General features: G+C 43.7%; 13 protein-coding genes and 1 riboswitch. Of the genes, 4 read left to right on the plus strand and 9 right to left on the minus strand.

All coding sequences use genetic code 11. The features are described 5' to 3' along the window. The first annotated feature begins 130 nt into the window (after window positions 1-130). On the plus strand, window positions 131-1,096 hold the full coding sequence (locus ACQKIC_RS02650) for a TIGR01212 family radical SAM protein (protein ID WP_403080356.1): 966 nt from the start codon (window positions 131-133) through the stop codon (window positions 1,094-1,096). Beyond that, the gene (locus ACQKIC_RS02655; protein WP_427590946.1) at window positions 1,093-1,665 is read left to right on the plus strand and encodes a class I SAM-dependent methyltransferase; all 573 of its coding nucleotides are present in this window, start codon (window positions 1,093-1,095) and stop codon (window positions 1,663-1,665) included. The genes ACQKIC_RS02650 and ACQKIC_RS02655 overlap by 4 nt, the downstream gene beginning before the upstream one ends. Before the next feature lie 78 nt (window positions 1,666-1,743). Here the strand turns inward: ACQKIC_RS02655 and ACQKIC_RS02660 are convergent, their stop codons facing one another. Both ACQKIC_RS02660 and ACQKIC_RS02665 read right to left on the minus strand, forming a co-directional pair. Beyond that, on the minus strand, window positions 1,744-1,935 hold the full coding sequence (locus ACQKIC_RS02660) for a hypothetical protein (RefSeq protein WP_427668526.1): 192 nt from the start codon (window positions 1,933-1,935) through the stop codon (window positions 1,744-1,746). 60 nt (window positions 1,936-1,995) lie between these two features. Further along, window positions 1,996-2,799: an alpha/beta hydrolase gene (locus ACQKIC_RS02665; protein WP_402875113.1), complete on the minus strand. Its 804-nt coding sequence runs from the start codon at window positions 2,797-2,799 to the stop codon at window positions 1,996-1,998. Between the two features lie 214 nt (window positions 2,800-3,013). Here ACQKIC_RS02665 and ACQKIC_RS02670 point away from each other — a divergent pair, with 214 nt between their 5' ends. Beyond that, the gene (locus ACQKIC_RS02670) at window positions 3,014-3,532 is read left to right on the plus strand and encodes a gamma carbonic anhydrase family protein (RefSeq protein ID WP_402875249.1); all 519 of its coding nucleotides are present in this window, start codon (window positions 3,014-3,016) and stop codon (window positions 3,530-3,532) included. 141 nt (window positions 3,533-3,673) lie between these two features. Here the strand turns inward: ACQKIC_RS02670 and metK are convergent, their stop codons facing one another. After that, window positions 3,674-4,870: a methionine adenosyltransferase gene (metK, locus tag ACQKIC_RS02675; RefSeq protein ID WP_427590947.1), complete on the minus strand. Its 1,197-nt coding sequence runs from the start codon at window positions 4,868-4,870 to the stop codon at window positions 3,674-3,676. 168 nt (window positions 4,871-5,038) lie between these two features. Further along, a riboswitch (SAM riboswitch) is annotated at window positions 5,039-5,201 on the minus strand. Window positions 5,202-5,778: 577 nt separating this feature from the next. Between metK and pckA the strand changes: the two genes are divergently transcribed. Continuing rightward, window positions 5,779-7,362: a phosphoenolpyruvate carboxykinase (ATP) gene (gene pckA / locus ACQKIC_RS02680; RefSeq protein WP_427590948.1), complete on the plus strand. Its 1,584-nt coding sequence runs from the start codon at window positions 5,779-5,781 to the stop codon at window positions 7,360-7,362. Between the two features lie 247 nt (window positions 7,363-7,609). Here the strand turns inward: pckA and ACQKIC_RS02685 are convergent, their stop codons facing one another. The 6 genes from ACQKIC_RS02685 to ACQKIC_RS02710 form a co-directional block, all read right to left on the minus strand. Continuing rightward, the gene (locus ACQKIC_RS02685; RefSeq protein WP_427590950.1) at window positions 7,610-9,298 is read right to left on the minus strand and encodes a methyl-accepting chemotaxis protein; all 1,689 of its coding nucleotides are present in this window, start codon (window positions 9,296-9,298) and stop codon (window positions 7,610-7,612) included. A gap of 277 nt (window positions 9,299-9,575) precedes the next feature. Next, the gene (locus tag ACQKIC_RS02690) at window positions 9,576-9,713 is read right to left on the minus strand and encodes a hypothetical protein (protein WP_403125336.1); all 138 of its coding nucleotides are present in this window, start codon (window positions 9,711-9,713) and stop codon (window positions 9,576-9,578) included. Between the two features lie 129 nt (window positions 9,714-9,842). Continuing rightward, window positions 9,843-11,204, minus strand: coding sequence for an MATE family efflux transporter (locus ACQKIC_RS02695; RefSeq protein ID WP_402957033.1), 1,362 nt, complete (start codon window positions 11,202-11,204; stop codon window positions 9,843-9,845). A 24-nt stretch (window positions 11,205-11,228) separates the two neighbouring features. Further along, window positions 11,229-11,801: a TetR/AcrR family transcriptional regulator gene (locus ACQKIC_RS02700; RefSeq protein ID WP_427590951.1), complete on the minus strand. Its 573-nt coding sequence runs from the start codon at window positions 11,799-11,801 to the stop codon at window positions 11,229-11,231. Window positions 11,802-11,957: 156 nt separating this feature from the next. Then, window positions 11,958-12,728, minus strand: a complete 771-nt coding sequence (locus ACQKIC_RS02705) for a TSUP family transporter (RefSeq protein WP_402875132.1) — start codon at window positions 12,726-12,728, stop codon at window positions 11,958-11,960. A 299-nt stretch (window positions 12,729-13,027) separates the two neighbouring features. Beyond that, the gene (locus tag ACQKIC_RS02710) at window positions 13,028-13,270 is read right to left on the minus strand and encodes a DUF2584 domain-containing protein (protein ID WP_403080354.1); all 243 of its coding nucleotides are present in this window, start codon (window positions 13,268-13,270) and stop codon (window positions 13,028-13,030) included. Between the last annotated feature and the right edge of the window lie 7 nt (window positions 13,271-13,277).

Raw genomic sequence — 13,277 nt, forward strand, 5'->3', positions numbered from 1 at the left:
ACACACCTGTTTAACTATCTAAAATTAACCTTCAAGATACATTATACGCTTCTTTTTTAAGAAAAAGACCTATTCTCCGGAATGTTGTATAATATAGGTTGCGCTTTATTACACGTAGGAGGTTGCTGATATGGATCAAGCAAACCCGTTTATATATGCAACGGATAACAAACGATATCATACTTGGAATTACCATTTACGCCATCACTTTGGCCATAAAGTTTTCAAAGTTGCGCTTGACGGCGGTTTCGACTGTCCGAACCGTGATGGCACAGTCGCACATGGCGGCTGCACCTTCTGCAGTGCCGCAGGATCGGGGGATTTTGCAGGCGATCGCGTCGAACCGCTTGATGTCCAATTTAAGAAAGTCAGTGAAAAAATGCACCACAAATGGAAAGACGGCAAGTATATGGCCTATTTTCAAGCGTTCACGAACACGCACGCACCCGTGGCAGAGCTTCGTGAAAAATACGAAAGCGTCCTCACTCAGGAAGGAGTGGTCGGGCTTTCCATCGCGACACGCCCGGACTGCCTGCCTGATGATGTAGTCGACTATCTAGCCGAACTGAATCAACGTACCTATCTTTGGGTCGAGCTTGGCCTGCAGACGGTCCATGATGAAACGGGGAACTTGATCAACCGGGCCCACGACTATGCTTGCTACAAGGAAGGCGTCGATAAACTGCGTAAACACGGGATCCGGGTCTGTACCCACATCATCAATGGCTTGCCTAACGAAGGTTATGCAATGATGATGGAGACCGCACGTGAAGTCGCTAAACTTGATGTCCAGGGAATCAAGATCCACCTGCTTCACCTTTTGAAAGGAACGCCGATGGTCAAGCAATATGAAAAAGGAATGCTTGAATTTCTTGAACGGGACGATTATGTAAATCTCGTATGCGATCAGTTGGAAGTCATTCCCCCAGAAATGATCGTCCACCGCATTACCGGCGATGGCCCCATAGACTTGATGATTGGGCCGATGTGGAGCGTCAATAAATGGGATGTCCTGAACGCCATCGATGCCGAACTGAAACGCCGCAATAGCTGGCAGGGAAAACATTATCAATCAGAGGAGGTCCCATCACCATGAAGCTGGATCGCGTTTTGGATTTTGCGAAGCTACTTCTTGAGAGAGCCGTTCAACAAGGGGACATCACCGTTGATGGAACGATGGGCAACGGCCATGATACCGTCTTTCTCGCCCAATTGGTCGGCGAAACCGGTCATGTCTATAGTTTTGACATTCAAGAGCAAGCCATTCACACTACCGCGAATAAATTGGAAACGGAACATTTACAAAAGCGTTGCACCCTCGTCCACGATGGACATGAACAGCTTGATACGTATATCACCGGGGAACATGCGGGAAAGATCACCGGGGCCATCTACAACCTTGGCTATCTACCTGGAGGCGATAAATCGATCATCACGCAAGCCGATACGACAATCGCTTCTCTGGAAAAACTGTTCGACATGATGGCGCCAGAGGGCATCATCGTCCTCGTCATCTATCACGGCCATCCAGGAGGAGAAACGGAACGGGATGCGTTGATGCACTATGTACAGAACCTGTCTCAACAAAAAGCCCATGTCCTGAAATACGACTTCATCAACCAAGTTCATTCTCCTCCGTTCCTCATTGCGATAGAAAAAAGGTAGAACTCCCACCACCGTTCAATAAACGGTGGTGTTTTTGTAATTTCGACCGATTTTTTCGAACTTTTAAACTTTTACCCATTATAATGAGGAAAAAATGGATAAGTGGGTGTAGAAACATGGAACAATTATCGACTTCGTTACTGGCAGGGCAGATTTATTGACTGAGAAAATCAAACGGGATACAAGTGAATCATATGGCCAATTCGTCACTAGCCTGACTGCATTGACCGAAGATAGAACACGATGGAAGAATTGAAGCCGTTCGAACATGTCTTTGCAAATTCCTCTAAAACAAAAGCTGCTGAAGTTTCTCAGCAGCTTTTTTCTTATTTAAACGACATAGCCCAATATCTTCAACCGGTTTTCAACGAAACTCAGTGCATATTGAAATACGTCATCCCGCTCCGGTTCATTGAAAATTTCATGATATAGTTTCGGCCATTCCTTGTATTGCTTTTCGCTGGCCAAGTTATAGTTGAACCACTCCCGGACCGCCTTTTTGTTGACGACCTTGTCATCTCCGCCCTGCATCATCAGTAAAGGCACGTCCTGAAACTCCGGAATCTCTTCAAAAGCATCCTTCATTGCCTGTACAAGCTCCCGATACCAGCGAACGGAAACCTTGGTAATGTACAATGTATCGTTCGTATCCGATTCACGGATTTCCGAATTCCTCGTCGCCATTTGGGGAGTTAACCCAGAATCCACCCGGAATTTTGGCATCACGATATTCATGCCGTGTGAAATGGCGGTTAAGTATTTGGGAGGATGCGTCATCAGACCGAGGCATGGCGATGATAAAATGACCCCCGCGATGTCCCATTCTTCCTCCTGAAGCAGGCGGATCGCAATCAACCCACCCATGCTATGTCCTAATAAAAAGACAGGAAGGGAATAATCGTATGCATCTTCAATCCAGCTTTTTACTTCTTCTAAATATTCGTCAAAGGAATCGATATGCCCCCGGAAGGCGCGTGTCGTCATTCCCTGCCCGGGTAGGTCGCCCATGACGACATGGTATCCGGCTGAAAGCCACATTTGTGTTAACCACTTGTAACGGCCATGATGCTCCATTGCCCCATGAATAATGACGATGACGCCTTTTGCATCTCCGTCCGTCTCCCATTTCCACATTCGAAATCCCCCTTTCACTTTTCTCTAGTTGTAAACGTTCCATGCAGAATGAAAAATAATCTATATGGTAAATTATAACCACATTTTCGGTTTTCGACAAAAACGAAACCTAATTAATTGTGCTCAATCAAATAGTAGCCAAGGCTATTTTGATACGGTATATTAAAATAATACAGCAAAATTATCCACTTCGGAAAGGAAATGATGAAAATTGATTATTTATCCATTCAAAGGCATGGAACCAGAAATTTCCGAAAGCGCCTATCTTGCTGAAAATGCCGTCGTGACAGGCGATGTCAAAATCGGTGATGAATCAACGATCTGGTTCAATACCGTCATTCGCGGCGATGTGGCACCCACCATCATCGGGAAAAGAGTAAGCGTGCAAGATAACAGCGTACTTCATCAAAGTCCCAATAACCCACTGATAATCGAAGATGAAGTGACCATTGGCCACCAAGTCATTCTACATAGCTGCAAAATTCGAAAGAGAGCCCTCATCGGCATGGGTTCGATCATCCTTGATGGAGCGGAAATCGGTGAAGGTGCCTTCATCGGTGCAGGGAGCCTTGTCCCCCAAGGAAAGGTTATCCCGCCGAACACCTTAGCCTTTGGAAGGCCGGCCAAAGTCGTTCGTGAAATTAATGAGGAAGATCGCCAGGATATGGATCGCATTGTCCGGGAATATGCTGAAAAAGGACAACTCTATAAACAGGCTGACCGAATAAAGTAACACCAATCGTATGATTACAAAAAAACGCTTAGCTAAAAATAGGATTCCTTGAATTATTCCCTAGGAAGCCATATTTAATCCTATTTTTGCCCATCAAAAAAGGTGCCTTGCATTAAAGCAAGGCACCTTTTCTCATATGATTTACGCTTTAGCTTGTGTTTTTAAAGCTTCTGCTTTATCCGTACGCTCCCAAGGCAAATCAACATCTGTACGGCCGAAGTGACCATATGCAGCTGTTTGCTTGTAGATTGGGCGACGTAGGTCAAGCATCTTGATGATACCAGCTGGACGTAGGTCGAAATTCGCCTCTACCAATTCCACTAGCACCTCTTCACTTACTGTTCCCGTTCCAAATGTATCGATTGAGATGGATACAGGCTTAGCCACGCCGATTGCGTAGGCCAATTGCACTTCCGCTTTGTCAGCCAGGCCGGCAGCCACGATGTTCTTCGCAACGTAACGAGCGGCATATGCAGCAGAACGGTCCACTTTTGTTGCATCTTTACCAGAGAAAGCACCGCCGCCGTGACGAGCGTATCCGCCGTACGTATCAACGATGATTTTACGGCCAGTAAGACCAGCATCCCCTTGAGGTCCGCCGATTACAAAACGGCCAGTCGGGTTGATGAAGTATTTCGTATCTTCATTGATTAAGTCAGCCGGTACGACCGCATTAATCACATGTTCTTTTAAGTCGGCTTGAATTTGTTCAGGTGTCACTTCAGGATCATGTTGTGTGGAGATGACGATTGTGTCTACACGTACAGGTAGGTTATTTTCATCATATTCAACCGTTACTTGCGTTTTTCCATCAGGACGTAAATAACTTAGCGTGCCATCTTTACGAACTTGAGAAAGACGGAATGATAGCTTATGAGCCAATGAAATGGGAAGTGGCATAAGCTCTTCCGTTTCATTGCACGCGAATCCGAACATAAGACCTTGGTCCCCTGCACCGATAGCATCGATTTCCTCATCGGACATCGTACCTTCACGTGCTTCCAATGCTTTATCAACACCCGCTGCAATATCAGCAGACTGCTCATCGATCGAGCTTAGCACGGCACAAGTCTCGGCATCGAAACCATATTTCGCACGAGTGTACCCGATACCTGCAATCGTATCGCGGACAATGCGTGAAATATCCACGTAAGCCGATGTTGTAATTTCTCCAGCAACAAGTACAAGACCTGTCGTTACACTTGTTTCACACGCAACGCGCGCATTAGCATCCTTAGCTAGGATTGCATCTAAAATGGAATCTGAAATCTGATCACAAATTTTATCCGGATGGCCTTCTGTCACAGATTCAGAAGTAAATAGACGTTTCTTTGACATCTTATTTCCTCCTTGGAAGTTAGTATGTTGTAGGCATGAGCCTGATCTTTTACGGAACTCGTTTCCCTTATTAGTTTCAATCATAGACACAGAATTAATGAATAAAAACACAAAAACCTTCCCTGGCAAATGAGGAAAGGTTTAAAAATTCTATCATCTATCCTTTCACTCTTATCGTTCAAGGGTTTTTACCTTGCTCAGGTTAGCACCATCACCACTATTCCTTGAAGGTTCATCGCTTTATTTTCGGCGATTGACCTTGGAGTCAAGTTCAATATGGCAGGTTGCTGGGTTTCAAAGGGCCTGTCCCTCCACCAACTCGGGATAAGAGAATCCGTACAATTTAAGATACTATCGTATTTAGTCTGAATTTGTCAATGTTTTTCTAAATAGAACATTTTTCCCCAATGAAAAATAAAAAAACTTTTTATCTGGCACAGCCGGAATATAAATAGTATCCTTAAAGAGTGTAAACTAAGAAGATAAGACCATTGACTTACAATGGATAAATCAGACAAAATGAACATACCATCCGAACCCCATATTCATCCCTTTTTCAGATACATAAATGGTTGTTCACTTCTTTTCTTCCTATTATAAATGAAAAGGTACACTAATCCTAAAACGGGACTTCACAAAGACTTGCGGCAGCAATCGTTTTTCACATCCTAGATTCACTTCATCCAGATCGTCTCCCGATTCAACCAGATTCGAAAACATCCATCCAGGATGACTCACTGCAAGTATATGCCCGCACTATACATAAGGTTACACTCGAAGTGAGATAATTGATTAATGTGACTATTCCATTTTCATTCACAAAAAAAGTTAAATAGTATAGACTATTTAATCCAATGTGTTATACTAATTGTATTATAAAAACTTAAACAAAGGAAGGTATCTCATATATGAATTCTGTTGACGTTAATGAGTTACACCAATTATTAGCAGGAAATAATGTGCAAACTCAACTCTCAGTTCCTCAATTAGTTGAAAAAGTATTAAGCAGAAATGAAGGCGTTTTAACTTCAACCGGCGCAGTAAAAGCTGAAACGGGCAAATACACGGGCCGTTCACCTAAAGATAAATATATTGTGGAAGAAGCTTCTGTAAAGGACAAAATTGACTGGGGCCCAGTGAACCAACCCATTTCCGAGGAAGTATTCAATAAACTATATAGTAAAGTAGTGGATTACTTAAAGACAAAAGAAGAAGTCTTTGTCTTCAAAGGTTTTGCTGGTGCAGACGAATCATCACGCCTTCCTATCCGAGTGGTTAATGAATATGCTTGGCACAACCTTTTTGCTCATACATTGTTCATCCGTCCGAATGACGAAGAACTAAGAGGGCATGAAGCAGAATTCACCATCCTTTCCGCACCTAATTTCAAAGCGGATCCAACAGTTGATGGAACGCAATCCGAAACGTTCATCATGGTATCATTCGAACGCCGTACTATCCTAATCGGTGGAACTGAATACGCAGGTGAAATGAAGAAATCGATTTTCTCAATCATGAACTACCTACTTCCGGAAGAAGAAATCCTTCCGATGCATTGTTCGGCAAACGTAGGTCGTGAAGGCGATGTCGCTTTATTCTTCGGATTGTCCGGTACTGGTAAAACGACTTTATCTGCCGACACGAACCGTAAACTGATCGGTGATGACGAACACGGCTGGTCTTCTAACGGTGTATTCAACATCGAAGGCGGATGCTATGCAAAAACCATCAACCTTTCACGTGAAAAAGAACCACAGATCTTCGACGCCATCCGTTTCGGCGCCGTATTGGAAAATGTCGTGGTAGATCCCGAAACACGCGTGGCGGACTACGATGACAGCTCATTAACGGAAAACACCCGTGCTGCATACCAAATGCAAGCGATCGATAACATCGTGAATCCAAGTATTGCGGGACACCCGAATACAATCATTTTCTTAACGGCTGATGCTTCTGGCGTACTGCCTCCAATCAGCAAACTTTCTAAAGAACAAGCCATGTTCCACTTCTTGAGCGGATACACAAGCAAATTGGCAGGTACAGAAAGAGGCGTGACGTCTCCTGAAGCAACATTCTCTACATGCTTCGGTTCACCTTTCCTACCACTTCCTGCTACACGCTATGCTGAAATGCTTGGAGAAAAAATCGACGAGCATGACGCAAAAGTATACCTGGTTAACACAGGATGGACTGGCGGAGCTTATGGAACTGGAAGCCGTATGAAGCTTGCTTATACTCGTGCCATGATCCAAGCAGCACTTGAAGGTGAATTAGCCAACATTGAAACCGTTCAAGATGATATCTTCGGCTTGAACATTCCGGTTCATGTTCCTGGTGTTCCTGATGAAGTGCTTCAACCAATCAAAACATGGGCAGACCCTGCTGCATACACAAAATCAGCAAAAGACCTTGCCGCTCAATTCCGTGCAAACTTCAAGAAATTCGGTAGCGTACCAAACGAAATCGAAGAACTTGGCGGGCCGATTGCATAATAAAGATAGGAAAAAGGACCAAGCGAAAATCGCTTGGTCCTTTTCTTTATCATCAAAGCAAGAATGCATAGTCCGTGGATATCCTCCTCTTCCCCATATTCACATTAGCTTTCTACGCGCACACCCCTTGGCTATCCCCATCCCCTTCCTCCTATTTCATGTGACAAACCGCATTGCAACAGAAAAAAACCGAACGACTAAAACACCGTGTGAGTGGTGTTCTTCGTTCGGGTTCTTCATCGTGTTCTTAAATCTTGAAATGGCTTACTTCCTTCTGTAGGTTTTCGGCCAGGATTGCTAGTGATTGGGCGCCTGTCGTAATCTGTTCATTCGCCGCTAGCTGCTCTTCTGTGGCTGCACTTGTATCATGTGCCCGTTCAGCAGCGCTCACCGCAATTTCCTTTACGGAAGTGGCCCCTGCTGCCACCTCTTCGGTCATGGCTTGAATGTCTTCGATAGCATTGGATGCCGACTCTATCCGTTTTCCCACTTCACCGACTGCCACTTTGATCTGGTCGAACACCTGCAAGGAATTCTCCGAGGCAATGAGTCCATCTTCCGCTTTCTTGGTTCCCATCTTGATGGATTCCACCCCTTTTTTGGTCGCATCTTGAATCATGCTGACCATGTTTGCAATCTCTGAGGCGGACAATTTCGATTGCTCAGCCAGTTTCCGGACTTCATCTGCCACGACCGCAAAACCCTTTCCATGATCCCCGGCACGGGCAGCCTCGATCGCGGCATTCAATGCCAGTAAATTGGTTTGGTCGGAAATGTCCGTAATCAAGGCTGTCACTCTTTGAATATCACTTGAATGGCTCGTCATCATTTCCATGATTTTCGCCGAGTCCTGAATGGTGGAATTGATATGATTCATTTCCTTTGTCACCGCATTCATGCTGGATGATCCCTCACGAACTAGCGAATTCACCGTTTCAGCAGATTGAAGCATGTCGACATTGCTTTCCGTAACTCTCCCGACGGCTGCAGCCATTTCATTCATGGAATCCACCGAATTTTCAATAATGACCACTTGCTGATTCGTTCCTTGCATATTATCCTCTGCCGTTTTAGCAACCATCTCCGAAGAGGCAAGGCTTTCCTCGGAACTGGCCGACATTTGCTCCGCTTGAACGGCTAACTGGCTCGAAGAATCCCTCATACTCGAGACTATCGACTTCAGTTCATTAACCATTTTGTTGAATGCACCGGCCATTTCCCCAATCTCGTCCTTGTTCCGGACCTGTATGCTTTCCACCTGGAGATTTCCTCCAGCAACCTCACCAATAGCCGCAGTGAGCTTGCGGACCGGACGGGTGATGCTGCGACTCAGGACAGTCGGCATCACGATACTAAGTATGAAGCCTCCGATGATGACCAACGTGATGAAGCTCAGCATATCCTTCACCAAAGCATCAATCTCTTTCCTTTTCTCTTGCATATAAACCTTCTGGTTGTCACTTAACTGTATGGCTTTTTCGATGATTGTTTCTTCTAGTACACTGGTCTCTTTCGCAATGACCAAAGCTTCCTGTGTTTTCTCTTTCTGGACATTATTGATTATTTGTTCTGAAAGTTCTGTATACTTCTGTTTTGCTTTATATGCCTCTTCCAGTAAAACCCGATCTTCTTTCTTTTCCATCGTCTTTTCTAACTCTTTATAGGCACCTTCAAACCTATCATACTTCTCGGACCGGCCTTCTAAATACTTGGCATCTCCATAGATCATATATCCCCGAATATCGTTGGAGTAATCTTGCTGATTGATGATCAGGTCATCCACAAGTTGAGTCTTTTTCACGCGATTATCCAATAAAAACGTATATTGTTTATTAAGATCATCGATAATCAACAAATATACAGTTCCAATGGCCAATAAAAATACAAGTAAAGATAAAAAACTACCCCATAATTTTTTTGATAAAGTTAATTTCATATAGCATCCCCCAAGTCGGTTTTCTATCTTCTTTGACCATCATATAAGAGTATAAAGTCCTATATCTATTTTACCATATTCTACATAATATTTTGTCACTTCAAGGAAAAAAAAACCTAATGCTCGCTAAAGAGTCATTAGGTTTCCTCGTCGAATCCATATCACTTTTTCCTTTTTAGACATAACAAAACCCCACCTCTACTATTCGTAACGGGTGGGGTTTCTATAAGGCTTCCACATCGGCTAGATCCATCTACAAGAACACGTCCTTTTCAATTTAAATGGCTAATTTGCTGTATTCGTCTAACTGATCCTTGGTTAAATGTTTGATGAAATGGTGAAAGTTAATCGACTCGATTCCATATCTTTCGCAAGTCATTAAATAGGTTTCATACGCTTTAGTATACATATTCATTTTACTTTTCCTCCTCTGTTATATAACAAAATATTTATTGTATTAATAATATATAACAGAGTTAATCATTCTGTCAATATTTTTTCAGAAATTTTAAAAAACAAAAAAAGACCACCGAATAGGTGATCTCTAAATTCCATGACCTCTTTTACCAAAAAACGTACCTTCTCTTTTCAAATAAAGCAGGATGGTACAGAAAATGACTACTTCTGATAAAGGAATCGACAGCCATGCCGCATTGGTTCCGAAGAGGAAAGGAAGGGTTACCAGGAATATCAGCATGAAGAGAAATTCCCGGCCAATCGTGATCCAGGCTGCCATCTTGACTTGCCCGACCGATTGAAAATAGGTCATCATGACGAAGTTGACCCCCATCAGAATATACCCGCCAAAGAAAATCCGAATGCCAATTGTCGCAAGTTCCTTCACGTCTTGTGAAAAGTCTCCGAATAAAGCAACTATATACGGTGCCGTCACTTGTCCGAGTAAGGTAATGAATACCCCCGCACCGATGGCCGTAAAAATGGCGATGCGAACCGTCTCGCGTTTTCGCTTCTCATCTTTTGCTCCATGGTAATAGCTAACGAGCGGTTGGATGGCCGACCCGATGCCAAGAAACATCAATAGCATCACACTGTGGGCATAATTGACGATGGAAAAGGCGGACAATCCGTCCGTTCCCGCCAACCGGGAAAACACATTATTATGCGCAATCGTAAAGACGGATACACCGAGTTCAGATAAAAAGCTGGGAAAGCCGATTGACATGGTCAAAAGGAAAAGCCGCTTATCAAACCGGAACTTGACCAGACGAAGGGTGTTTTTCTTCGTGAAGAAATGGGCGGAAAGCACAACGATTCCAAGCGCCGACGCGGTGATTGTCCCAAACGCGATTTCACGCACCCCTAAATCAAACACATACAAAATGATATAGTTCAATACGAAATTCGAAACAGCCGTCACGATCAATGCCGTCATGGCCAGTGTCGGATTTCCATTATTCCGGATAAAAATACTCAAGGCATTTTCTAAGGTGAAAACAAAACCGAGCATCAAGAAAACGTTCATATAATCCGTCGCAAAGGGAGCGGTCGCTTCATTTGCCCCTAATGCGAAAACGAGCTGATTGTGAAACATATAGGCAATCAAACCAATGACGATGGTGAAGCCTGTAATTAGAACGATGGAATGCGTAAAAATGAAGCGGGAACGCACATAATCCTTCGCTCCCATGCTTTGGGAGTATAGCGTTGCACCGCCGACACCAATCCAGATCGACATGGCGACAAAAATGGTATAAATGGGTCCAGCAATATTTACCCCTGCAAGGGCAACGGACCCAAGTTTGTTACCGACCATGACCCCATCCACGACAAAGTTCAATGCCATCAAGATCATTCCGATCATGGAAGGAATCAAATAGCGTAAGAAGATCTTTCCCGTCGATTCTATTTCCAGAAGACTTTTCTGTTGTTGTTCTCTCATTGCCATGTTCCCATCTCCTATTGCTTAACCTTACTTGGAAATTCCGCTCCAAAATACGGTCCATAATGCGTCAAATTTATCTTCCAACCGCTTAGGGTCATCGGAGTATACAAGTTCGACCAAGATGGCCACGATCACACCTGTGTAGGCCAATGTTAGCGTCCGGGCATTTCCCGAACGAATCGCCCCTTCTGCTATCCATGAATCGAATAACTTTTCTAACAGTGCTTCCTGTTGATTCTCGAGATCCGCCGCTTCCCGCTGCACCACTTTATACAAATGAGTAGGCGGAAAGAACTCCATCCTGAGCCAGAACTTTAAATTCTCATTTTCCTGAAACATCCTTCTCATCTCATCCAAGAATCCATATAGCGTCCTTTCCGGATCTTGTTTTTGCTTAAAATACGCCTCATAAAAGGATAGCTCCATCTCCTTGGCATCTGTAAGGACGGCTAAAAATAAATCATCCTTTCCTTTAAAATGAGAATAAATCGACTGTTTTTTAATTTTCACATCATCAGCTATTTGAGAAAGCGACGTGCCCTCATATCCGTTAACCGCAAAATGTTTGAGTGCCGCTTTTTTAATTTCTTCACTTTTCATTACCTTCACCCTTCATCAACCAATATTTTACCCGCACTGGTACGCTCATTATCCTAACGAACGTTCGTCAGGCAATTATCACACAGAAATTCCATTCTGTAAACAGGGAAAAGCAGCCGCAGATCATTCCACGGCCACTGGTATGTATACTTGCATTTAAATCACATGGAAATAGTTTAAGATATTCTTGCCGATCAATAAGACGGTGACGCAAATGAATAATAGCCTAACATAGGAAGATCCCTTTTTAATCGCGAAGTTCGTCCCGACTAAAGCCCCGGCCACCATGGCGATTCCCATCGGAATTCCGTAAGCAAAATTGACCGTGCCCATCGATAGGAAAACAACGAGTGCTGCAATATTACTGCCAAAGTTCAAAATCTTGGCATTGCCAGCCGCTTGAACAAAATCAAATCCTATGATCAAAAAGGCAAACAATAAAAAAGAACCCGTCCCTGGTCCAAGAAAACCATCGTAAAAACCAATTGCAAAAATGACCACTAACATCAGGATGAGCTTATTCCGGGTCAATCCCTTATACAAGGTTTCTTTACCCCAATCCTTTTTGACGATCGTGTAAATCGCGACAATCACTAATATCAACAGAATCAACGGCTTCAATATGTCAGGCGAAACAAAGTGAACGACATAGGCCCCCAATATCGACCCGATTATGGTCAGCGGCAAAAACTTGATGACAAATTTGAAGTTCACTTTCCCTGCCCGAATAAATGAAATCGTACTCGTCAAGGAACCCATCGAGCTCGAAAACTTATTCGTCGCTAAAGCCGCAGATGGTGAAATTCCCGTAAACAATAAAGCAGGTATGGAAATAAGACCGCCCCCGCCCACAACAGAATCAATGAACGCAGCGATGAAACCCGCTATCACCAAAAACAGCAACGTATAAAGATTAATATCCTCCATCTACATTCCTTCTTTCAACAGCAATATCTCATCCATTATACTCCGGTGTCCCGGATTTTTTATAAATATCAAACAATTCTTCATAAAATTTCGGTTTGATCTTATAACGTGGGCGAATCAACGGCCCACGACCGGTCTGCACGCTGTGAATGTTGAATTATCCGCGTGAATGTCGAATTAATCGCACGAACGTCGAATTATGTGCCACCAATGGCGGAATGCTGGATAGTTCGGTCGAATTCCGTCCTTTCTCTACCACATAAAAAAGCGCATGCTAGATTCGCATGCGCTTCATGTATTCAATTTGTTGAATTCAGTGAGATCAATTGATATGTAATGTTGGTTTTTTCATTCATCCATTCGACTTTGCGGATGACGGCCGTTCCACTTGAATCGGATTGAATCGTTTTACGGACATCAATCGGGATGTCGATTGGATATAAGCGGTACCCGGCTTTCGTCAGGCTGAACACATTTTCTTCTTCACGAATTTCGTTTCCCTTTGTCACGATCATGGTGTTGAGTTCCATAGGCATGCCCATGTATATC

This window comes from Peribacillus sp. NPDC046944 (assembly GCF_050272735.1).
Classification (GTDB): Bacteria; Bacillota; Bacilli; order Bacillales; family DSM-1321; genus Peribacillus.